This window comes from Escherichia sp. E.sYA108 (assembly GCF_011754335.1).
Classification (GTDB): domain Bacteria; phylum Pseudomonadota; class Gammaproteobacteria; order Enterobacterales; family Enterobacteriaceae; genus Escherichia; species Escherichia coli.
The window spans coordinates 775,901-797,874 of the sequence record NZ_JAAQVZ010000001.1 but is presented as its reverse complement, the minus strand read 5'-3'; the positions used below and the strand labels follow the sequence as shown (position 1 = coordinate 797,874).

General features: G+C 51.4%; 20 protein-coding genes. 6 read left to right on the top strand and 14 right to left on the bottom strand.

Annotated elements, in window-relative coordinates:
• Positions 1–10: 10 nt before the first annotated feature.
• The 4 genes from HBM92_RS03855 to glcD are packed head-to-tail and all read right to left on the bottom strand — an operon-like array spanning position 11 to position 4,205.
• Positions 11–415 (bottom strand): GlcG family protein, encoded by a 405-nt coding sequence (locus HBM92_RS03855; RefSeq protein WP_000853256.1) that lies wholly within the window; start codon positions 413–415, stop codon positions 11–13.
• 4 nt (positions 416–419) lie between these two features.
• Positions 420–1,643 (bottom strand): glycolate oxidase subunit GlcF, encoded by a 1,224-nt coding sequence (gene glcF, locus HBM92_RS03850; protein WP_001194816.1) that lies wholly within the window; start codon positions 1,641–1,643, stop codon positions 420–422.
• Positions 1,644–1,653: 10 nt separating this feature from the next.
• Positions 1,654–2,706 (bottom strand): glycolate oxidase subunit GlcE, encoded by a 1,053-nt coding sequence (glcE, locus tag HBM92_RS03845; protein ID WP_000943077.1) that lies wholly within the window; start codon positions 2,704–2,706, stop codon positions 1,654–1,656.
• Entirely contained in the window at positions 2,706–4,205 is a 1,500-nt protein-coding gene (gene glcD / locus HBM92_RS03840; protein ID WP_000026117.1) for a glycolate oxidase subunit GlcD, read from the bottom strand. The genes glcE and glcD overlap by 1 nt, the downstream gene beginning before the upstream one ends.
• A 250-nt stretch (positions 4,206–4,455) precedes the next feature.
• Between glcD and glcC the strand changes: the two genes are divergently transcribed.
• The gene (glcC, locus tag HBM92_RS03835) at positions 4,456–5,220 is read left to right on the top strand and encodes a transcriptional regulator GlcC (RefSeq protein WP_001297764.1); all 765 of its coding nucleotides are present in this window, start codon (positions 4,456–4,458) and stop codon (positions 5,218–5,220) included.
• Positions 5,221–5,226: 6 nt separating this feature from the next.
• Here glcC and yghO read toward each other — a convergent pair whose 3' ends face one another.
• On the bottom strand, positions 5,227–6,369 hold the full coding sequence (gene yghO, locus HBM92_RS03830; RefSeq protein WP_001300526.1) for a protein YghO: 1,143 nt from the start codon (positions 6,367–6,369) through the stop codon (positions 5,227–5,229).
• Positions 6,370–6,778: 409 nt separating this feature from the next.
• On the opposite strand from yghO, the gene HBM92_RS03825 reads away from it, so the two are divergent.
• Genes HBM92_RS03825 through spt form a run of 4 tightly spaced genes read left to right on the top strand, consistent with a single transcriptional unit; the run spans position 6,779 to position 10,830 of the window.
• A complete protein-coding gene (locus HBM92_RS03825) occupies positions 6,779–8,467 on the top strand; it encodes a fatty acyl-AMP ligase (protein ID WP_001326490.1) in 1,689 nt (562 codons plus the stop codon).
• Positions 8,464–9,378: an NAD-dependent epimerase/dehydratase family protein gene (locus HBM92_RS03820; RefSeq protein ID WP_001077168.1), complete on the top strand. Its 915-nt coding sequence runs from the start codon at positions 8,464–8,466 to the stop codon at positions 9,376–9,378. Before HBM92_RS03825 ends, HBM92_RS03820 begins: the two co-directional genes overlap by 4 nt.
• Positions 9,379–9,409: 31 nt before the next feature.
• The gene (locus tag HBM92_RS03815; protein WP_000248097.1) at positions 9,410–9,658 is read left to right on the top strand and encodes an acyl carrier protein; all 249 of its coding nucleotides are present in this window, start codon (positions 9,410–9,412) and stop codon (positions 9,656–9,658) included.
• Positions 9,658–10,830, top strand: a complete 1,173-nt coding sequence (gene spt, locus HBM92_RS03810) for a serine palmitoyltransferase (RefSeq protein WP_000524970.1) — start codon at positions 9,658–9,660, stop codon at positions 10,828–10,830. Before HBM92_RS03815 ends, spt begins: the two co-directional genes overlap by 1 nt.
• A gap of 34 nt (positions 10,831–10,864) precedes the next feature.
• Here spt and lptG read toward each other — a convergent pair whose 3' ends face one another.
• From lptG to HBM92_RS03775, 7 genes are read right to left on the bottom strand one after another with little or no spacing between them, the layout of a single operon-like run.
• Entirely contained in the window at positions 10,865–11,944 is a 1,080-nt protein-coding gene (gene lptG, locus HBM92_RS03805) for an LPS export ABC transporter permease LptG (RefSeq protein WP_001318997.1), read from the bottom strand.
• Positions 11,941–13,011 (bottom strand): LPS export ABC transporter permease LptF, encoded by a 1,071-nt coding sequence (lptF, locus tag HBM92_RS03800; RefSeq protein WP_000779636.1) that lies wholly within the window; start codon positions 13,009–13,011, stop codon positions 11,941–11,943. Before lptF ends, lptG begins: the two co-directional genes overlap by 4 nt.
• A gap of 30 nt (positions 13,012–13,041) precedes the next feature.
• Entirely contained in the window at positions 13,042–13,602 is a 561-nt protein-coding gene (locus HBM92_RS03795; protein WP_001298770.1) for a YtfJ family protein, read from the bottom strand.
• An 11-nt stretch (positions 13,603–13,613) separates the two neighbouring features.
• A complete protein-coding gene (locus HBM92_RS03790; RefSeq protein ID WP_000984978.1) occupies positions 13,614–14,438 on the bottom strand; it encodes a hypothetical protein in 825 nt (274 codons plus the stop codon).
• Positions 14,438–15,787, bottom strand: coding sequence for a lipopolysaccharide biosynthesis protein (locus HBM92_RS03785; protein WP_000896898.1), 1,350 nt, complete (start codon positions 15,785–15,787; stop codon positions 14,438–14,440). The genes HBM92_RS03790 and HBM92_RS03785 overlap by 1 nt, the downstream gene beginning before the upstream one ends.
• 45 nt (positions 15,788–15,832) lie before the next feature.
• The gene (locus tag HBM92_RS03780; RefSeq protein WP_001445422.1) at positions 15,833–16,591 is read right to left on the bottom strand and encodes a hypothetical protein; all 759 of its coding nucleotides are present in this window, start codon (positions 16,589–16,591) and stop codon (positions 15,833–15,835) included.
• Between the two features lie 31 nt (positions 16,592–16,622).
• On the bottom strand, positions 16,623–17,336 hold the full coding sequence (locus HBM92_RS03775; RefSeq protein ID WP_001076280.1) for a dTMP kinase: 714 nt from the start codon (positions 17,334–17,336) through the stop codon (positions 16,623–16,625).
• A 174-nt stretch (positions 17,337–17,510) separates the two neighbouring features.
• Here HBM92_RS03775 and HBM92_RS03770 point away from each other — a divergent pair, with 174 nt between their 5' ends.
• Positions 17,511–18,203: a dTMP kinase gene (locus HBM92_RS03770; protein ID WP_001190683.1), complete on the top strand. Its 693-nt coding sequence runs from the start codon at positions 17,511–17,513 to the stop codon at positions 18,201–18,203.
• 48 nt (positions 18,204–18,251) lie between these two features.
• On the opposite strand, the gene pitB is transcribed toward HBM92_RS03770, so the two are convergent.
• Together pitB and gss are read right to left on the bottom strand one after the other, a co-directional pair.
• A complete protein-coding gene (gene pitB, locus HBM92_RS03765) occupies positions 18,252–19,751 on the bottom strand; it encodes an inorganic phosphate transporter PitB (RefSeq protein WP_000933266.1) in 1,500 nt (499 codons plus the stop codon).
• A gap of 291 nt (positions 19,752–20,042) precedes the next feature.
• The gene (gene gss / locus HBM92_RS03760; protein ID WP_001305096.1) at positions 20,043–21,902 is read right to left on the bottom strand and encodes a bifunctional glutathionylspermidine amidase/synthase; all 1,860 of its coding nucleotides are present in this window, start codon (positions 21,900–21,902) and stop codon (positions 20,043–20,045) included.
• Positions 21,903–21,974: the final 72 nt, after the last annotated feature.

Genomic DNA, 21,974 nt, shown 5'->3' with positions numbered 1-21,974 from the left:
TCGTTTTCGCTTATTTCGCCAACACCGCTGCTGCCGCTTTCGCGACCTGCGCATCCTGTGCTCCGGTTAAACCAGAAACGCCCACGGCACCAATAATTTGCCCATCCACAACAACCGGTACGCCACCTTCCAGCGACGTCAGTAACGGCGCAGTCACGAACGCGGTACGTCCGTTGTTCACCATCTCTTCATAGCCCTTAGTTTCACGACGCCCCAGCGCGGCGGTACGCGCTTTCTCCTGGGAGATGTAAGCCGCAATCGGCGCGCAATCGTCCATGCGACTTAACGCCAGCAGATGACCGCCGTCATCGGCAACAGCAATGGAAACAGACCAGTTATTTTTCTGCGCCTCTTCCTGACCTGCGGCAATAATTGCACTCGCCATTTGCTGGCTAAGAATGACTTTAGTTTTCATTTTGTTATTCCTTTTCAAGGGCTTGTTCTACAATTTCAATCCAGTGACGCACAGAGGTACGACCGGCGCTCGCCAGATGCGTCTGGCAACCAATGTTGGCGGTGACGATCATTTCCGGTTTGCCGCTTTCCAGCGCATTCATTTTGTTATCCCGCAGCTGGCGTGCCAGATCGGGATGCGTTAACGCATATGTTCCCGCTGAACCGCAGCACAGATGGCTGTCGGGAACGTCCGTTAAGGTAAATCCAAGACGAAGCAACACTTTTTCCACTTCGCCGTTCAGCTTTTGCGCATGTTGTAGGGTACACGGGCAGTGGAAGGCCAGTTTTTTATCGCCGCGAATTGCCAGTTTTTCCAGCGGTTCCTCGCGCAGAAGTTCGACTAAATCGACCGCCAGTTCACTGACCAGACGCGCTTTATCGGCATACAACGCATCGTTTTTCAGCATCTGCCCATACTCTTTGACAAACGCGCCACAACCGCTGGCGGTTTGCAAAATTGCCTCGGCACCTGCTTCAATCGCGGGCCACCAGGCATCAATATTATTGCGCGCCCGCGCTAACCCTTTCTCTTGCGCATTAAGATGATAGTCCACCGCGCCACAACAGCCTGCTTCGTTAGCTGGCATGACGCTGATCCCCAGACGATCCAGCACTCGCGCAGTTGCCGCGTTGGTGTTGGGCGAAAGCGTAGGCTGGGCGCAGCCTTCCAGCATTAAAACCCGACGCTTATGGCGCAGTGGTGGACGCGGTTTAGCTTTCACGGTTTCAGCAGGCAGTTTTGCTCTGACCTGTTCCGGTAAAAACGGTCGCAGCACCAGCCCTACCTGCGTCAGCGCACGGAAGACCGCCGGACGCGGCACTACCTGGCGCAATCCTTCGCGCAGCATTCGCTCCGGCAGTGGGCGTTTCACTTTCTGCTCGACAATATCACGCCCGATATCCAGCAAATTGTGATAACGCACACCAGAAGGACAGGTGGTTTCACAATTGCGGCAAGTGAGACAGCGATCGAGATGCTCCTGTGTTTTAAGCGTGACTTCGTTACCTTCCAGCACCTGTTTAATCAGATAGATGCGCCCGCGCGGCCCGTCCAGTTCATCGCCCAGAAGCTGATAGGTTGGGCAGGTTGCGGTACAAAATCCGCAGTGAACACAGGCGCGCAGGATGCTGTCGGCTTCCAGCGCGCGCGCGTTCTGCCGCATCTCTTCTGTTAATCGGGTTTGCATAGCCTGCTCCTCAAAGTTCCGCGTACATGCGACCGGGGTTAAACACGCCGCAAGGATCGAGCTGCTGTTTAAGCTGCTGGTGATAGCGGAATAAAGGTGCCGGTAGCGGGGCAAAGCCACCGTCTCCGGCACTAAAGCGGGTCGCATGACCGCCCGCGTTGCGGGCGATGCGATGGATTTGATTATCATCGGCTGTCGATTTCAGCCAGCGTAACGCCCCGCCCCAGTCGATCAGTTGCTCGCCGGGTAAATCCATCATCGGCGCATCACTGGGTAATGAAATGCGCCATGAGGTACCTGGTAACGAGAAGAACGGCAGTTGTTGTTCACGCAATTGCTGCCAGAACTGACCTGCAACCTCTTCGCCACCCAGCAGTTCACGCGCTGCTTTTACCGATCCTTCGCCGCCCTCAAGGCGGATCCACAACGCATTGTCGAAGTAACATAAGCCACTAATGGGTAGCGGCTGGAGTTGCCACTGGGCGATTTCATTCATGGCTTCTTGCAGGCTGATTTCCCGACGCAGGCTCAGGGAGGCGCGCGGTCGCGGTAACACTTTCATCGAGATTTCAGTGAGCACGCCAAGACAACCGTAGCTTCCGGCCATTAACCGTGAGAGATCGTATCCGGCAACGTTTTTCATCACTTCGCCACCAAAACGCAGATGTTTTCCAGTGCCGGTAATGATGCGCGTGCCGAGGACAAAATCGCGGACCGAACCACTCCACGGGCGACGCGGCCCCGCCAGCCCGCAAGCGACCATCCCGCCCCAGGTGGCTTCTTCACCATAATGCGGCGGCTCGCAGGGGAGCATTTGCCCGGCGCTCTCCAGCGCTGCTTCAATCGCCACCAGCGGCGTTCCGGCACGCGCGGTTATCACCAGCTCGGTCGGGTCGTAATTAACAATGCCGCGATGACAACGCACATCCAGCGTTTGCCCGGTGACAGGGCGACCTAAAAAGGCTTTGCTATTGCTGCCCTGAATCACCAGCGGCGTTTTATCGCTAATCGCCTGATTCACCTGCTCCAGCAGCGCCTGGCTGTAATCACACTCGCGTAGCATCAGAAACGCTCCAGTTCAGGAAAAGGTAAATGACCGTGATGCACATGCATGGCACCAAATTCAGCACAGCGGTGTAGCGTGGGAATGTTTTTTCCTGGGTTCAGCAAACCATCGGGGTCAAACGCCGCCTTGACCGCATGGAAGGTCGTGATTTCATCGCTGTTGAACTGGGCGCACATTTGATTGATTTTTTCGCGCCCGATGCCATGTTCCCCACTGATGCTGCCGCCAACTTCAACGCAGAGTTCGAGGATCTTCCCGCCCAGTTCTTCCGCGCGGGCAAATTCACCGGGTTCGTTGGCATCGAAAAGGATTAACGGGTGCATGTTGCCGTCTCCGGCATGAAAGACGTTGGCAACACGTAAATCATATTGCTGCGATAAACGGGCAATGCCTTCCAGTACGCCAGGCAGGGCGCGACGCGGGATGGTGCCATCCATGCAGTAGTAATCCGGGGAGATACGTCCTACCGCCGGGAACGCATTTTTGCGACCGGCCCAGAAACGTACGCGCTCTGCTTCGTCCTGTGCCAGACGGACGTCAGTCGCGCCCGCTTTCAACAAGATGTCGTTAACCCGCTCGCAGTCTTCCTGTACGTCAGACTCCACGCCGTCCAGCTCGCATAACAAAATCGCTTCGGCGTCGACGGGATAACCGGCATGAATAAAATCTTCCGCCGCGCGGATCGACAGGTTATCCATCATCTCCAGCCCGCCGGGGATAATGCCATTGGCGATGATGTCACCAACCGCAAGTCCGGCTTTTTCTACCGAGTCAAAGCTGGCTAACAGAACCCGCGCCACGGGCGGCTTCGGCAGCAGTTTTACCGTCACTTCGGTGGTCACGCCGAGCATACCTTCCGATCCGGTGAACAGCGCCAGCAGGTCAAAACCAGGTGAATCCAGCGCGTCCGATCCAAGCGTCAGTGCCTCGCCGTCCAGCGTTTGCACTTCAATTTTCAGCAGGTTATGTACGGTCAGACCATATTTCAGGCAGTGGACGCCGCCGGCATTTTCAGCCACATTGCCGCCAATGGAACAGGCGATTTGTGAGGAAGGGTCCGGTGCGTAGTAGAGATTATGCGGTGCAACGGCCTGGGAGATCGCCAGGTTACGCACGCCTGGCTGCACGCGCGCGCGGCGACCAACGGGGTTAATGTCGAGGATCTCTTTAAAGCGCGCCATCACCAACAACACACCTTTTTCCAGCGGCAGCGCGCCACCAGAAAGCCCGGTGCCTGCACCACGGGTCACCACCGGTACACGCAGGCGATGGCAGACAGCCAGAATCGCTGTCACCTGTTCCATTTGCTTAGGCAGAACAACCAGTAATGGACGCGTGCGATACGCGCTCAACCCGTCACACTCGTAAGGAATGATCTCCTCATCGGTATGCAGGATCTCAAGTCCAGGGACATGCTCACGCAGTGCCATCAGTACCGATGTGCGGTCGACATCGGGTAAAGCGCCATCAAGACGCTCTTCGTACAAGATGCTCATGAGTAGGCTTCGCTTTGTTGTGTTGTGTGGCAGCTGATTTTTGCGCGCTGCTTCTGTGAACAGTTATTAAGCGGGCTTTTCGTTTTCGTCTATCTCTTTAGCTACCGGTCAGACCATTTTTTTTCCAGCTCTGTGACCTTGTCTTGGTTAACTCAATGTTAAATTGATGTAACATAATCACTTACGTGATGTGCGTGTTTTGCGAGTTAAGAACAGAAAAATTGGTCCTACCTGTGCACGAGGTCCGGGAATGAAAGATGAACGTCGCCCTATTTGCGAAGTGGTTGCAGAGAGTATCGAACGGTTAATTATCGACGGCGTACTGAAGGTCGGTCAGCCGCTTCCCTCGGAACGTCGACTGTGTGAAAAGCTCGGCTTCTCACGCTCCGCACTGCGTGAAGGGCTGACCGTGCTGCGCGGGCGCGGGATTATTGAAACGGCGCAGGGTCGCGATTCTCGTGTCGCACGGCTTAATCGGGTGCAGGACACCAGCCCGCTGATCCATCTGTTCAGTACGCAGCCGCGAACGCTGTACGATCTGCTCGACGTTCGCGCATTACTGGAGGGCGAATCGGCAAGGCTGGCGGCAACGCTGGGAACGCAGGCTGATTTTGTTGTGATAACCCGCTGTTATGAAAAAATGCTCGCCGCCAGTGAGAACAACAAAGAGATTTCGCTGATCGAACATGCGCAGTTGGATCACGCTTTCCATCTCGCCATTTGTCAGGCTTCTCACAATCAGGTGCTGGTGTTTACGCTGCAATCATTGACCGATCTGATGTTTAATTCAGTGTTTGCCAGCGTAAATAATCTCTACCATCGACCACAGCAAAAAAAGCAGATCGATCGCCAGCATGCGCGGATCTACAACGCGGTGTTGCAGCGGCTGCCGCACGTCGCCCAGCGCGCAGCACGCGATCATGTGCGGACCGTGAAAAAGAATCTCCACGATATCGAGCTGGAAGGCCACCATTTGATTCGCTCGGCGGTGCCGCTGGAGATGAACCTGAGTTAGCTGGTATTAAATCTGCTTTTCATACAATCGGTAACGCTTGTACGGCTCCGCCCCAATGCGTTCCAGCATGTTATTCATGCCTGTATTGGTTTCGAGGATCCATGACATCTCCAGCGCATCGATCTTCCGGCGGGCAAACGGATCGCGTAAGGCTTCAATCAATAACAGCGCAATCACCGGGCCGATGCGGCTGAACTGATACTCGTCGCGCACGCCCATCAGCGGTACTCGCGCAGTTCGCACACCGCTGACTTTCAAACGCCACAGCAATTTTGCCCAGCCGAAGGGAAAGAGCGATCCGTTCAGATCGGCAATCGCCTCGTTGATGTTCGGCAAGCCGACAATAAACGCGCAGGGTGCAGAATCAATCTCAGCGATATAGATCATATCGTCCGGCACCAGATATTTAAGTTGATCGCCCATGGTCGCGAATTCATGTTCGGTAAACGGCACAAATCCCCAGTTGTGCTGCCAGCCAGAGTTGAAAATCTCACGCAGGATCTGCATCTCTTCGGCAAACCGCTGACGATTGATGCAGCGAATGGTCACCTTTTTGCGCACCTGATCCATCAGTTTTTTTAGCGCCGGAGAGAAAGTGAGATCGGTTCGCTGCATCCACCACGCCAGTAAATCAATGCCTTTGTGATAACCCAGTTGTTCAATATGCGCGGCATACCACGGTTTGCCGTGTGGCATCATCGCACAGGGTGGTGTGTCAAAACCTTCAATCAGTAATCCGCTTTCCTGATTGATATTCAGGCTGAAAGGACCGCTGATCTTACTTGCACCTTGTGACTTCAACCACGCTTCCGCTGCGCCAAACAACGCGGCAAAAACCTGCGGATCATCAATGGCGTCAATCATGCCGAAATGACCGGTATCTTTGCCGTAACGCTCGCGGTGCAAGGTATCTATTTGCGCGGTAATACGCCCAACTATCTGCCCCGCTTTTTTTGCCACCCACGCCTGCCAGATGATATGGTCCGTCCCCGGATTTTTCGCAGACAAATGCTCGTTGCGTTCAATGAATAAAGGGGGTATCCAGTTTGGATCGTCGGGATAAAGTGATGACGGAAAAGCGATAAATGCCTTAAGGTCATTTTTATTAATTACTTTTTCAATTTTAATCATCAGCAGATCGCATTCCATAGTTCTGTTCTGTGGGTAACAAATAATTAACGGTGACAAACAGGTTGCAACAGCAACGAACGGCACCTTAATAATCAACCCAATGAATACAAACGACGAATAAATAGTATTTATTAATGATTACGATAAGGTCAGAGACTACACAGAAGCGCCACAATGCCTTTTGTCGATTTAAGGCGACCGGACAAGGCTTCTTCTTAATATATTCATAAATTAAATATCATTCACAATAAAAACAAAAAAACTCAAACTCATTATTTAAATCAATGTTCATTTTCACACTGATGAAAATACTATCTCATTTATCTTTTATGCCTATATAATCCACCGCATTATTGTCATTTTATTTTGGATATCCAATTTTTTCGTGGTGTATATGTCTAATAAAATCTTTACGCATTCCCTACCTATGCGCTATGCCGATTTTCCAACGCTTGTTGATGCTTTGGACTACGCCGCTCTGAGTAGCGCCGGAATGAATTTTTATGACAGACGTTGCCAACTTGAAGATCAACTGGAATATCAGACGTTAAAAGCACGTGCCGAAGCTGGTGCGAAGCGGTTGTTATCGCTGAACCTGAAAAAAGGCGATCGCGTGGCACTGATTGCCGAAACAAGTAGCGAGTTCGTAGAGGCTTTTTTTGCCTGCCAGTATGCCGGCTTAGTCGCCGTCCCGTTGGCGATTCCAATGGGCGTTGGTCAGCGGGATTCCTGGAGCGCCAAATTGCAGGGTTTACTGGCAAGTTGCCAGCCCGCAGCCATTATCACTGGTGATGAGTGGTTGCCACTGGTCAATGCCGCGACGCATGACAACCCCGAATTACATGTTTTAAGCCACGCCTGGTTTAAGGCATTACCGGAAGCCGATGTTGCGCTCCAGCGTCCAGTTCCGAACGATATCGCCTACCTCCAGTACACCTCCGGCAGCACCCGTTTTCCCCGTGGCGTCATTATCACCCATCGCGAAGTGATGGCTAATCTACGTGCTATAAGCCACGACGGCATTAAATTACGCCCTGGCGACCGCTGCGTCTCCTGGCTGCCTTTCTACCATGATATGGGACTGGTCGGCTTTCTCCTGACCCCCGTCGCCACGCAGCTTTCAGTAGATTATTTGCGCACTCAGGATTTTGCCATGCGTCCTCTGCAATGGCTTAAATTGATCAGTAAAAATCGCGGCACCGTTTCCGTTGCGCCGCCGTTTGGCTATGAATTGTGCCAGCGCCGCGTGAATGAAAAAGATCTCGCTGAACTGGATCTTTCCTGCTGGCGCGTCGCTGGTATTGGTGCAGAACCCATCTCCGCAGAACAACTCCATCAATTCGCTGAATGTTTCCGTCAGGTTAACTTTGACAATAAAACTTTCATGCCGTGCTACGGACTGGCAGAAAATGCGCTGGCTGTCAGCTTCTCTGATGAAGCCTCCGGGGTTGTGGTTAACGAAGTGGATCGCGACATCCTCGAATATCAGGGTAAAGCCGTCGCGCCGGGTGCAGAGACACGCGCCGTATCGACTTTCGTCAACTGCGGCAAAGCGTTGCCGGAACATGGTATTGAAATCCGCAATGAAGCAGGTATGCCGGTCGCGGAACGTGTGGTAGGCCATATTTGCATCTCCGGTCCCAGTCTGATGAGCGGTTACTTTGGCGACCAGGTTTCGCAAGACGAGATTGCCGCGACGGGCTGGTTAGACACCGGCGACCTCGGTTATCTGCTGGACGGTTATCTGTATGTCACCGGACGCATTAAAGATCTGATTATTATTCGTGGCCGTAATATCTGGCCGCAGGATATTGAATATATAGCGGAACAGGAACCGGAAATTCATTCTGGCGATGCGATTGCTTTTGTTACCGCCCAGGAAAAAATCATTTTGCAGATCCAGTGTCGGATCAGCGACGAAGAACGTCGCGGGCAGCTTATCCACGCGCTGGCGGCACGGATCCAAAGCGAATTTGGCGTGACCGCGGCTATCGATCTGTTGCCGCCCCACAGTATTCCCCGAACGTCCTCCGGCAAGCCTGCCCGTGCGGAAGCGAAAAAACGTTATCAGAAGGCTTATGCTGCCAGTCTTAATGTGCAGGAATCCCTGGCATGAATCAAACTGTCGCGGTGACGGGCGCTACCGGGTTTATCGGTAAATATATTATCGATAACCTGCTCGCCCGCGGCTTTCACGTTCGCGCATTGACGCGTACTGCCCGCGCTCACGTCAATGATAATCTCACCTGGGTGCGCGGTTCGCTGGAAGATACTCATTCACTTAGCGAGCTGGTTGCCGGAGCCAGCGTAGTGGTCCATTGCGCCGGGCAAGTGCGCGGGCACAAAGAAGAGATTTTCACCCGCTGTAACGTTGACGGCAGCCTGCGCCTGATGCAAGCAGCAAAAGAGAGCGGCTTTTGCCAACGTTTTCTGTTTATCTCTTCGCTGGCGGCGCGCCATCCCGAGCTCTCCTGGTATGCAAAATCCAAATACGTCGCCGAGCAACGACTGGCAGCAATGGCGGACGAAATTACGCTGGGCGTTTTTCGCCCGACAGCCGTGTATGGTCCCGGCGATAAAGAGTTAAAACCGCTGTTTGACTGGATGCTGCGCGGCCTGCTGCCACGACTTGGTGCGCCAGATACACAGCTCTCTTTTCTGCACGTCACCGATTTCGCGCAAGCAGTGGGTCAGTGGTTAAGCGCCGAAACTGTACAGACGCAAACCTATGAATTATGCGATGGCGTCGCCGGCGGCTATGACTGGCAACGTGTCCAACAGCTTGTTGCCGATGTCCGCTGTGGTTCCGTGCGAATGGTTGGCATTCCTCTGCCGGTACTCACCGGCCTTGCGGATATCAGTACCGCGTTGAGTCGCCTGGCAGGTAAAGAACCTATGCTGACCCGCTCGAAAATTCGTGAATTAACCCACGCCGACTGGTCGGCAAGTAATAACCGTATTTCTGAAGATATTAATTGGTTTCCCGGGATTAGCCTGGAACACGCATTACGCAACGGGCTATTTTGATTGTCTTGTTTAAAGGTGTGTTAACGTTTCTATGGTAAATCGTGAAATAGTAATGGATTACATCCTTTCCTGTTTACAGGATTTGGTCGAAAACGGTGTGGAAATTAAGCCCGACAGCGATCTCGTCAACGATCTTGGCCTGGAGTCGATCAAAGTGATGGATCTCTTAATGATGCTGGAAGACAGATTCGATATTTCCATTCCTATTAATATTCTGCTGGATGTCAAAACCCCTGCGCAATTAATGGAAACTCTACTTCCATGGCTGGAGAATAAATAATGGGGCTATACGATAAATATGCGCGCCTTGCTGGCGAGCGCCTGCAATTTAGTGACAACGGGTTAACACCGTTTGGCACCTGTATTGATGAAGTGTATTCCGCCACCGAAGGCCGGATCGGCAATAAAAAAGTGATTCTGGCCGGGACCAATAATTATCTCGGTTTAACCTTTAATCATGATGCCATCAGCGAAGGTCAGGCCGCGTTAGCGGCCCAAGGTACCGGCACCACCGGTTCTCGTATGGCAAACGGCAGTTATGCGCCGCACCTGGCGTTAGAGAAAGAGATTGCCGAGTTTTTCAATCGCCCTACCGCTATCGTTTTTTCAACCGGTTATACCGCTAATTTAGGCGTCATCAGCGCACTTGCCGACCATAACGCCGTGGTGTTACTGGATGCCGACAGCCACGCCAGTATTTATGACGCCTGTTCTCTCGGTGGCGCGGAAATTATTCGTTTCCGCCATAACGATGCTAAAGATCTGGAACGGCGCATGGTTCGCCTCGGTGAACGGGCGAAAGAGGCGATTATCATCGTTGAGGGTATCTACAGCATGCTCGGTGACGTTGCGCCGTTAGCGGAAATTGTTGATATCAAACGTCGTCTCGGTGGTTATTTGATTGTCGATGAAGCGCATTCGTTTGGCGTGTTAGGCGCAACGGGGCGCGGACTGGCTGAAGCTGTCGGCGTTGAAGATGATGTGGATATTATCGTTGGCACCTTCAGTAAAAGTCTGGCCTCGATTGGCGGTTTTGCTGTCGGTTCGGAAGCGATGGAAGTGCTGCGCTACGGCAGCCGCCCGTATATTTTTACCGCCTCTCCTTCTCCGTCCTGCATTGCGACCGTGCGCTCGTCGTTAAGAACTATTGCCACACAACCAGAGCTGCGGCAAAAGCTGATGGATAATGCCAACCATCTGTATGACGGTCTGCAAAAACTGGGTTATGAGTTAAGTTCACATATTAGCCCGGTAGTGCCGGTAATAATCGGTTCGAAAGAGGACGGTTTACGCATCTGGCGCGAGCTTATTTCGCTGGGCGTTTATGTGAATCTTATCCTGCCACCTGCCGCGCCTGCAGGCATCACGCTGCTGCGCTGTAGCGTAAACGCTGCTCACAGTCGTGAGCAAATCGATGCCATCATTCAGGCATTTGCTACTCTGAAGCAGTAATGTGAGCCCGCCGTGGTGTTGCGCCACGGCGGGTTTAATGTTGTCTGTCATACCAATACACCAGGCTCAACGCCACCAGCACAAACGCTATCGGTAAACCGAGCGCGGTAACAGGTGCGCTCAACGCAAATAGCAATCCCAGATTGACCATGATTTGATAGCTGATCCAGGTGAGTAAGCCAACGATGACACCTACAGCGAGACGGCTACCCATCCCTGGCGAGCGCGGGGCGCTAAAGGTAAACGGCACAGCCAGCAAAATCATCGCCAGGGTCAGGATGGGTTGCCCCAGTTTTTCCCACAGTGCAAGGCGGTATTCGCTGCTGGGTTGCCCGGTTTCCTGCAAATAATGGATGTAATGATTAAGCTGACGGACAGAAAAAGTATTGCCCGGCATTGATAACTCTTCAAGATCCATACTGGTGAAGGCCGATTGCCAGGCAAGATTATCTAATGTTTCCAGCGTTTCTTTGCCATTCAGCCATTTTTTATGATTCACACCATGCAGGATCCACGTTTTGTCGTCTTCAATGGTGGCACTGCGTGCATAAATGTAGGATTCGAGCGAGAGATCGTCGCGATAATGAAAAATCTCCACGCCCACCGGCTGGCCCTGCTCGTTCAGCGATTTCACCGTCACAAATTCATTACCACGCCTGGCCCACAGCATATTGCCGGTAATGTCATCGTCCTCCCCCAACGCGGTGGCGGTCGATTTGATTTGCAACGCCTGTTGCTGTAATGGCGACGCTACCCACTCATCTATCGCGCCTAACGAAACAGTCCACAATATCCCTGCAACCAGCGCCACCAGTGCAATACGGAAGATAGAAAACCCCATGCTGCGAATGGCGGTAAGCTCACTGTTTTTCGATAACTGCCCCAGGCCGACAATCCCTCCCAATAAGGCGATAAATGGCGAAAGTTCGACCAGTGTGCGCGGTAAGGTCATTAGCACCACCAGCACCGCCTGAGTCCAGCGATAACCGCCCGGGCTGACATCATCCAGTTCGTTAATCAGGTTGAAGGTGGTAAAAAGCGGCAGCAATAGCCCTGCGGCGGCGGCAAAACCGAGAAAGAGATGACGGATTAAATAGCGGCTGAAAACATTCATCGGGAAAATTTCTGCAGCAAAGAGAAGTCGCGTGCGACCAGCATCAGCAGGCCCATTAGCATGAGTCCGGGTACTAACCACAAACCAGGAATGAGGGGAATCGCGCCGTTAGCCACCAGCGTACGGCAGACGTCACCGCCATAAAAAATGGCAATAAACAGCAACGTCAGTGGCAATAACGTTGAAAATCGCCCTTGCCGCGGTTTTACCCGACTTAATGAAATGGCCAGCAGCGCCATCAACAATGCGGTCAGGCCACGGCTTTGCCGCCATTGCAGTTCGGCATGATCGGCTGGAAAGACGGAGCGCGCCAGCTCCGTGACCGATTTCGCTTTGCGTTTGACGTTAGGGCTTTGATCCAGCGGATTCAGATGTAATTGCAGATTACGGTAGATCTGTTCGTTGTCATCACGCCCCTGATGATCGATAAGATAGGCAGTGCCGTTGTGCAACATAACGGTCGGTTTCTCGGGTGATGGGTCAACCACATCAACCGAACGGGCGCGGAAAATGCGGGTTCGATTGGCAGTAGAAGTATAAATCAGCGCGTCAGTCAGGCGATTATTATCCTGATCAACCGTCTGCGAAAGGATCATTCGTCCGTTATCGTTAGTGTTAAATTTCTTTGCCCGCAACTGGCGAACATCCAGCTCCGACTGCGACTGCTGCTCCAGTTGATAAATCTGCGCATAAGCCCACGGACGACCATACATCGACAGAAGGGTGACAAAAATACTTAGCGGTATCGCCAGATAAAGAACGGCTTTGTACAAGCGTCCCGGACTGCCCCCCGCCGCAGAGATAGCGGTAATTTCCGAGTCGGTATACATCTGCCCTAGCGTCACGCCAACTGACACATACAGACCAACAGGTAACAACATCTCCAGTGCAATCAGTACTTTGTAGAAAACGATATCCAGCACAACATCAAGAGCTAATGTCCCATTTGCCGCTTCGGTCAGATAACGCTGTGCGGAGTAGCTGGCGAAAATAAAGATCAGAAAACCGACGATAATCAGCACCAGACGGCGCGTACCACGCATGATGTAGTGTTCAACCAGCTTCATCTCACTAACGCCCTCAATCCTTTGAGTTTTTTATTCATTGATCAGTTTCTGCGCCAACGCAATGACATGATCTACCTCTTCCGGCGTCAGGCTGCCGTCCTTTGCCCACTGAATTTGCCCGGCTTTATTCAGCACCAGAATGGTTGAACTCTGCTCCGGCAAGCGCCAGGCAACGCGTCCCTGTCCATTGCCGTCAATAACGAATTGCGCCCACGGATAGCGGCGTTTATTTTTTTCGATTTTGCCAACAACAAAATAGCCAGTACCAAAGATGGCATCATCGGTGTTCACAATGGTGGTGGGCTGAAAACGATCCTGCGGAAAGTTTGCCGCTTCAACCGCTTTAATTAACAGTGAGTTCTTTTTCTTCGCCGACTTACGCCCGGCGATATACTGAATAATGCGGACTTTTCCCGCTAATTGTGTGCTGTTCCACTTTTGGTAGTGAATTTCGTCGTCGCTATTCAGAAGCAGCTCGCCGCCTTCCTGGATATAAACAGGGGTAACCGTTTTGCCAGTGACGAAATTGTGTGCCTGCACACCCGGGGCTAAGAGCATGATAATCAACGCAATAATCAAACGAGATGACATCATTGCTCCGGCTATAGCGGAAAACGCGAAATCAGCAGCTCTAAGCGCTGACGAATATCGCTATCCAGCGCCACCGGTGCATCATACGACTGGCGGTTTTCCATATCATCCGCCACCATGTCGTCGTGTTTATCTCCCATCAGGCCATTAATGGCGGCGAGGAAGCGGGATATCTGTAACGCCTCTTTATTTTCAGGATCAAGCGATCTTAAGGTGTCGTAATAAGAAACCTGCTGGCTGATGATTTTTCGCACATCATGAAATTCCCTACCGGTTAGTCGCGGTTTGGCAATAATCTCTTTCAGGGTATGCATTTGCTTTTGCCGATAGGCAATAAAACTGCTTACGCTTTCTAACTGGCTATGGCGTAATGAATAGTTCACCAACGACCAGACCGGAGAGCTTAAATAAATCCGTAACAGGTTGCCGTAATACGACACAATATTTTTCTTACCGTTACGAAAGCCGTCCTGAAAACGCCCCAGAAAAACGGTCGTTTTGCCGAATAAAAATCCGGCCTGATGCTTCTTTAAATACAGCCGTTGCGCAAAACGCAGGTGCTTGTAGCGCGCTCGCATGTATTTAAATTGTTTGCGCTCATCAGCAGTCAGCTCATCGCCTTTGGCTTGTTTGCGAACTAAACGCAGTAACTCCTGACGATCAACGCCATTGAGCCAGAATTGCAGGCATAACGCGTAATTATCATGAATGATTTCGGTGGTACAACTTAGTGCAATAGTCGGCGGCAAACTAACCTGTGCATCAACGACATCATCTTCTTCAATCGCAACAAATAGACGCTCGCTCGCCTCAAGCGGGAAATATTTTCTCATCATCAGGATTTCTCTCCGGTTGAGTTATAAAGCAAGGAATGGCGCTGAAAAAATGCCTTTAAGGTCGGAATTAGCGAGAGCACCACATCCAGACATTGCCCACCGAAGTAAGCAAATGCAGCCCCCAGCACGCCAAACAGATGACAGAACATGAACAGCAATACGATGTAGCCGATTGAGGCGATGGTTTGCGCCACGAGAAAAGCGCGCTGTTTTCCCGCCATCAATAGCAATGACTCCTGTGGGAAGCCCAGCATCGAAATCACAATTGCGCCCAGCATCACCTGAATCAGGTCATACGCTTCGAGATACTTAACGCCAAACACCAGCGAAATGAGCGGCTTGCCGACGATCAACACCGCGAGCGCCACCAGAATACCGATTCCGCCCGCCAGTAAACCGGACTTCACGCCTAACAACCACGGTCTGATGGTGCGTGGATCTAAACGCATCACCTCTGGATAAAAACTTTTGCCCAGTAAACCCGCTGGCGTTCCGGCGGCATCGAAGAATGTCATGGCGATTTTAAATAACCCGGCAGCAGCGGGTCCTAACACGATCCCCACCAACACTGTGCTGCACGAGTTACGCGCCGACCAGATGGAGTGGGCAATGTTGGTTGACCAGACAAAACTCCACGCGCCTTTAATGTGTCGGGCAGACTCAAACAGATTCAATTTGAAGGCGTTATGGATATTTCTGCGGCGTAATTCGCGCGCGGCAAACCACCAGTACATGGTGCCGCCAACCAGATTCGACACGTACCAGGCAATAACAAAACCCGCAAAACCAAAGTCAAAATACCAGGTTACGACGCTCCCCGCTGCGCGCAGAAAAGGTTTCGTCGCTTGCTGTACAGCAATTAGATCGAAGCGATCTACCGCACGCAGAATGCCGGTCGGCGTGGAGGAAGCCATTGAAGGAATGAGCGTGCAATACAGCGCTGCCAGCCAAAAGCTTTGGTCATCCAGACCTAATGAATGGGAAAGAAAAGGGAGTAAGGCAATGCCGCCGACAATCGCCACCGCGCCGCTGACGATATCCAGCGAGAAGGAAAATGAGACGACATTGCGGAATTGCTGCGGATTATTGTTGGTTAATGCTGGTGTTCCGTACTGAACCACCAGCTGCCATGTCTGAAACTTAATAAAATCGCTGATCGATTTGGCGTACGATTGCACAATTACCAGTACGCCAAACATGGCGGGCGTCATCCCTTTACCGGCACACGAGAGCGCCAACAGCCCCAGCAAAGCGCTCACAACATTACTGGAGCCTAACCAGGCGCTATTGCGAATAATGGTGCGAAACGCGCCATCTGCAAACCAATGTTTGATGTTAAAACCCGCCAATTCAGCCTGACCTTATCGTTGATAGTAAAAAGTATCCCGCCAGCCTTAAGTTAAACTTCGGCGGTCAGAAACGATGGCAACCAGAGAAACCGCCTTCTGTGCCTGTTCCAGCACCTCGCTGTAAGGCGCTCTGGAATCAATCTCAAGAATTTTTGTGCCGTTATAGCCAATCGTCGACATAACACCGATTTTGTCCTGCAGCTCGGCATAGTCATGGTCAGGCTTGCGGGAGATGGCAGTATCAATATCAATGCCCAGGCGAATGATTAATTCAGGACGGTATTGCGCCATTTTTTGGTATAAACGCCGTTCACGCTGCGCCAGAAACCTGCTGATTTTCCCGGTCGCACGTTCGACGCCAATCCCCGGTCCGTCATAATAAAAGCCCGAAATTTCAGCCTGCGGGAAGCGATCGCTGACCACCAGAACGCCACTTTGCGCCAGTCGCTGAACCTTGCGCAGATTCGCCATTCTTCGCAGCGAGAAGCAGTACATAATCACCGCCGCCCATAGCGCCGGAGATTTGGTTTTCATGCTTTGGGTTTTCGAGGATTTGGCCGCCAGTCGCCGTTCGAGCCAGACACCAACCAACGGCAATCGTTTGATTTTGTCGCCGTCTTCGCCGGAGAGCAGCCCCAGATAGCGCCGCTCGGTTTGCCAGTGTTGTTGCAGCGATTTCACCAGGTCATTTGTCAGTGTGGATTTACCGGTGCCATCACACCCGACCACCGCAATCAGCCCCGGAATGTAGTTGGGCTGCGGCGCGGTTGTACTCTTAACAGTTTGTGTTTGTAGTGCATCCATTCGTTTAATCATCCCCTATCCATTTTGGTGATCAGGAAAGCGCGGCGTGAATTGCGCGTAGTGACGCTTGCAGAATTTCATCGGCGGGGTGTCGCCCATCCAGTTCAAGGATCCTGGCGCCATTGAATGTCAGTTGCGGCGTAACGGCGATTTTTTCCTGTAACGCTGCCAGTTGGTGGTCAGGTTTACGCGCAAACGCGGTTTGTTCATCAATGCCAAGACGAATCAACAATACAGGCAAATAAGAAGCCATCCATTGGTACAGCTTCAGCTCACGCTGCCTTAACATTTTTATCCAACCGTTACCGCCCGTGGTTTTTGCCAATTGCGGGCCATCAAAGCGGAAACCCGGCACTTCAACCTGCGGGTAGCGGTCGGTGATGAGCAGATAGCCTTGCTGGTTTTTACACAACATTTTGCGAAACTTGTACGCCCGCCAGCAGGAAAGCAGATAGATAACCAGCGCAGTAATATTGCCAGGCGGTGTTGAGGGCTTTTCGTGCACATGTGCCGCTTTACTTCGCAAATAACGCCCAAAAGGTGCGCCAATAACAGGTAGCTGTGAAATCCATTCGCCAATTCGCCCGGACGATTGCCCGAGATAAATGTGTTCTGTTGGCATTCTTGATGCCAGTTCATTTACCAGGCTTGCCGTGAGGGTCGATTTACCTGAACCATCACATCCTACAATGGCAATAACACGCACTGGCGTGGAATTAATTATTGACATATTACGTTGATTCACGAAAAACCCGGCAGCAAATAATGTATTGAATATTACGTGGTCCGTGCTCAGAATATCCGTTCAACCTTATTGTGACAATGGTTAATTGTGACATTGACCTGAATTACGCTTTCATCAAAAACATATTAACCAAATAAATATTTTGGATGGATATTTAAATTTAAGGATATATTCATGCAGTCAATAATACCTCCATTAATTGCCGTTATTGGTAGCGATGGTTCAGGCAAGTCAACGGTGTGTGAACATCTTATTACCGTTGTCGAAAAATATGGTGCTGCCGAAAGGGTTCATTTAGGAAAACAGGCCGGAAATGTTGGTCGTGCAGTGACAAAATTACCGTTGATGGGAAAATCCTTACATAAAACAATTGAACGAAATCAGGTAAAAACAGCAAAAAAATTGCCTGGACCAGTTCCGGCGCTGGTAATTACAGCGTTTGTCGCCCGCCGCTTACTGCGCTTTCGTCATATGCTTGCCTGTCGTCGTCGCGGGTTAATTGTTTTAACCGACCGTTATCCGCAGGACCAGATTCCTGGCGCTTATGATGGTACGGTGTTTCCGCCTAACGTTGAAGGTGGTCGTTTTGTCTCATGGCTGGCAAGTCAGGAACGTAAAGCATTTCACTGGATGGCGAGCCACAAGCCCGATCTGGTCATCAAACTCAATGTTGACCTTGAAGTTGCCTGCGCGCGTAAACCCGACCATAAACGGGAATCGCTGGCGAGGAAGATTGCCATAACGCCACAGTTAACCTTTGGTGGTGCACAACTGGTTGATATCGACGCCAATCAGCCACTGGAAAAGGTGCTGGTTGATGCAGAAAAAGCGATTACGGATTTTATGACCGCGCGTGGTTATCACTAGTGAAAAATGGAAATGCCCGATCGCCAGGACCGGGCATTTTCAGGAAGGTTAAATCAACTGCAATGCTATCCAGTACAACCCACCAGAAAGAAAAATCGCCGCCGGTAAAGTAAACACCCACGCCATCAGGATGCTGGTTACCGTTTTACGCTGTAACCCACCGCCGTCCACCACCATCGTTCCTGCTACTGCAGACGAGAGTACGTGTGTTGTGGAGACGGGCATCCCAATATAACTGGCAAGGCCGATAGACACTGCCGCCGTCATTTGTGCCGCCATGCCTTGCGCATACGTCATGCCGCGCTTACCAATCTTCTCACCGATGGTCATCGCTACACGACGCCAGCCAATCATGGTGCCGATGCCGAGCGCCAGTGCTACCGCCATGATGATCCATACCGGTGCGTACTCAATGGTGCTTAACATATCGCTGCGCAGTTTTTTCAGCAGGTTCTGGTCTTCTTTACTGACGCCTGGCAGTTTCGCCAGCTTCGCGGAGGTATCAGAGATGCACAGCATAATGCGGCGCAGCTGGCTGCGCTGACTCACGCTTAACGGCTCGTAACTTTCCATATTGCCTGGCAGCATCGTTTTAACGCGCGCAATCGCATCAAAGGTATTTGCCGGATGACAGTGAAACTCTGTTACTTGCGTGCCATCAGTCGATGTCGCAGGCAATGGAGGTTCCATCGTAATCAACTTCTGCGGCAGTTCAGGATGCTGTTGCAGGTAGTGTTCGAAGTTGGTGACGGCATCGCGGGTACGGGTAATTTCATAGCCGGACGCATTCATATTGACGACAAACCCGGCGGGAGCAATCCCCACCAGCACCAGCATCACCAGACCAATTCCTTTCTGCCCGTCGTTCGCGCCGTGCGAAAACGCCACGCCCGCAGCGGAAACAATGAGGGCAATACGCGTCCAGAATGGCGGCTTACGTTTGCCTTTTTTCTTTTTGCGATCTTCCGGAATGCGGTGAATACGGTCACGCTTTTTCGTCCCACTCCAGAAACGGCGTAGCAGAAAAATTAGCCCCCCCGCAATCACCAGCCCCACGATGGGAGAGACAATGAGTGAAGAGAAAATCTTGGTGACTTCGCGCAGGTTTAACGCATCCATCACCGACGAACCATTTAACAGCGCGTTGGTTAAACCAATGCCGATAATCGCACCAATCAAAGTGTGCGAACTGGAGGCCGGTAAACCAAAGAACCACGTTCCCAGATTCCAGATAATCGCCGCCAGCAGCATGGAAAAGACCATCGCCAGACCGTGAGTTGACCCCATATTCAGCAACAAATCGGTTGGCAACATATGGACGATGGCATAGGCAACGCTAAGCCCGCCAAGCAATACGCCAAAAAAGTTAAAAAATGCCGCCATGACCACAGCAAGCTGTGGTTGCATGGCACGGGTATAAATAACGGTTGCCACCGCATTCGCCGTGTCATGAAAACCATTGATTGCTTCATAGAACAACACAAATGCCAGAGCAAGTAATAACAAAAGCCCCGTATATATATCAAGGCCAACAAATAAATTTAGCATATATTAGATTACGCCATTTTGAATTTACGAACGGAGGCATTATCAGTGACTTTCACGGCGTGGGCAAAGTGAAATATCATTTTTTAACGATAAAAAGCGTGTTATTTCTTGTGTATCAGACAATAAGCCTTCATTCAAAACCTTTAAAAATAATCAAAACACAGGTATTCCACTTGTTAATATATTCATATATGAAATGAATAAATATTGAAATATATAAATATTGAATATTTTGATTAATCCCCGTACTGATTATTCTTCATAATCAGTACGGGGTTGCTACAACATGTATTACTCTTTCACCACAATTAACGGTTCAATATCACTCTCTTTTTTGATGACCAGTGATTCATCACCGCGCAAACACGTCCCACCGTAGTTGCCGCCAACGGTGAAAGTACATACCTGAATGTATTTACCGTCCACTTTCGGCAAACACCACAGTTGCTGATAGATGTTTTTCTGCTCGGCAAATTTACCGCTGGTTTTGTCCAGCACCTCTTCATGATGGCTGACGAGGTCGATGTTACTGCCACAGCGACCGGCGATCGGTTTAACGGCATAACCGGTTTTCACCAGCTCATCATTCACGGTGAAGTCAGTATCCAACAGATAACGATGGTGCGGGAACAGAGACCAGAGGATCGGCAGAATCGCTTTGTTACCGGGGATCACCGTCCATAGCGGCTCAAAAACCAACACTTCCGGGCGTAACAGAACGTCTATCAGACGAACTTCATTTTGTGGATGCCCGGTACGGATCGGCACTGCGGCAAATTCACGGTCGCTCACTTCGCGGATTTGATCAAATGCCGTTTCCCACGCCCAGGTTTTCCATACGCAGTTAACCAGTCGCCCTTCCCCATCAATCAGTTGCCCGGCAGCATCCCAGCCCAGTTCATCCAACCCACGCAAGATACGCGTTTCAAAGCCCGCCTGGTGCAGCGCCTGCTCCATAAACTGCGCGTGATAGTTTTCCTCGATATCTTTGTCCTGCATGATATGGACAAACGGACGTGCACGACTGTGTTTCCACGCGCCAGCCAGTTCGTTAATCAGTCCTTCCGCAGGATTGAAGCCGTTGCCTTTATAGCCCTGCTCCGCCCAACGTTCGAGGATCAAGCCCGCTTCGGTATGACAGGAGGCAGAATCGGCGTTGTATTCGTAGACTTTCAGGCCACGTTCATCCATGCAGAAATCCATACGACCAGTGATCATATGATGACGGCGACGCTGCCAGGAGAGACGCAAACGTGGCCAGAGGATTTTCGGAATGTCAAACAGCGCCAGCAGGTTGTCATCTTTCAGCACCTTGTCGGTGGCGTGAAGATACATCAGGTGCAGCTCGTTGGTGGCTTTAATCAGCTCCTGCTCGGCACTCTCGGTAATGGTGTAGTAATGATACGGATCCTGATTGATCACCTGGCCGTTGGCCTGTACATAGGCGTTTTGCAGCGGATCTTTTTCATCCAGCCATTTACCGTCAAACTGGCCTTTGTTTTCCAGACGCGCCCCGCTGATTTTCAGCAGTTCGCCTGCAATTTCCGGCTGTGGCAAGCTGTATTCGGTATCTTCCGTCTGGATCATCCAGCCCAGAATAGTGGTGTCATCGAAGGTGTCTTTCAGGGTATAGCCGCCGTTTTCGACCACCATCTCCAGCTCGCGTGTCCACTGTTGCCCTTGCGGCAACGGGGTATGAATCACGTTCTGTTCCGCAATACGGACTTTGTTGCCATGCAATTGGGTAATGATGGCGACATGGCCAGTGTCTTTAAATTCACCGCCTTTATCCCAGATAAGAAGCGCCCCCGCTACCGGTGCACGCGGCGAACCGTTAGGAAATGCCTGCAATGGCAGGATGTTGTCATTGACCACTTCACGCAGGAAGCGCAGTGAGAAAATCTCCCATGCCATACCCACGTCAGTGAAGACTACACCGTAGTTCAGAAAGAGAAAACGGCGAGCAAATTCAACGCATTGCCATTTGTGGCCCATATATTCATCGTCGATATAGCTACGGAATACGGCGTCATCTTCGTATTCCTGCGGATCGAGAGAACTGTAATCTGAAGAGTAGATTGCTACCCCACCTGGGGCGTAGCCCAATAATGTCCCGAACGGGGCATCCTGGCTGGTCGTTCCTTTGCTCATCACTTTACCTTTAACAATACAACCTAAGCAGTTGGCGTAATTGTTGTGCTCTGATTACCTGCTCAGCGACAT

Excerpts from the sequence above, each read along its gene's own strand:
- HBM92_RS03855 (WP_000853256.1), bottom strand. The coding sequence starts at position 415 with ATGAAAACTAAAGTCATTCTTAGCCAGCAAATGGCGAGTGCAATTATT.
- glcF (WP_001194816.1), bottom strand. The coding sequence starts at position 1,643 with ATGCAAACCCGATTAACAGAAGAGATGCGGCAGAACGCGCGCGCGCTG.
- glcE (WP_000943077.1), bottom strand. The coding sequence starts at position 2,706 with ATGCTACGCGAGTGTGATTACAGCCAGGCGCTGCTGGAGCAGGTGAAT.
- glcD (WP_000026117.1), bottom strand. The coding sequence starts at position 4,205 with ATGAGCATCTTGTACGAAGAGCGTCTTGATGGCGCTTTACCCGATGTC.
- glcC (WP_001297764.1), top strand. The coding sequence starts at position 4,456 with ATGAAAGATGAACGTCGCCCTATTTGCGAAGTGGTTGCAGAGAGTATC.
- yghO (WP_001300526.1), bottom strand. The coding sequence starts at position 6,369 with ATGGAATGCGATCTGCTGATGATTAAAATTGAAAAAGTAATTAATAAA.
- HBM92_RS03825 (WP_001326490.1), top strand. The coding sequence starts at position 6,779 with ATGCGCTATGCCGATTTTCCAACGCTTGTTGATGCTTTGGACTACGCC.
- HBM92_RS03820 (WP_001077168.1), top strand. The coding sequence starts at position 8,464 with ATGAATCAAACTGTCGCGGTGACGGGCGCTACCGGGTTTATCGGTAAA.
- HBM92_RS03815 (WP_000248097.1), top strand. The coding sequence starts at position 9,410 with ATGGTAAATCGTGAAATAGTAATGGATTACATCCTTTCCTGTTTACAG.
- spt (WP_000524970.1), top strand. The coding sequence starts at position 9,658 with ATGGGGCTATACGATAAATATGCGCGCCTTGCTGGCGAGCGCCTGCAA.
- lptG (WP_001318997.1), bottom strand. The coding sequence starts at position 11,944 with ATGAATGTTTTCAGCCGCTATTTAATCCGTCATCTCTTTCTCGGTTTT.
- lptF (WP_000779636.1), bottom strand. The coding sequence starts at position 13,011 with ATGAAGCTGGTTGAACACTACATCATGCGTGGTACGCGCCGTCTGGTG.
- HBM92_RS03795 (WP_001298770.1), bottom strand. The coding sequence starts at position 13,602 with ATGTCATCTCGTTTGATTATTGCGTTGATTATCATGCTCTTAGCCCCG.
- HBM92_RS03790 (WP_000984978.1), bottom strand. The coding sequence starts at position 14,438 with ATGATGAGAAAATATTTCCCGCTTGAGGCGAGCGAGCGTCTATTTGTT.
- HBM92_RS03780 (WP_001445422.1), bottom strand. The coding sequence starts at position 16,591 with ATGGATGCACTACAAACACAAACTGTTAAGAGTACAACCGCGCCGCAG.
- HBM92_RS03770 (WP_001190683.1), top strand. The coding sequence starts at position 17,511 with ATGCAGTCAATAATACCTCCATTAATTGCCGTTATTGGTAGCGATGGT.
- pitB (WP_000933266.1), bottom strand. The coding sequence starts at position 19,751 with ATGCTAAATTTATTTGTTGGCCTTGATATATATACGGGGCTTTTGTTA.
- gss (WP_001305096.1), bottom strand. The coding sequence starts at position 21,902 with ATGAGCAAAGGAACGACCAGCCAGGATGCCCCGTTCGGGACATTATTG.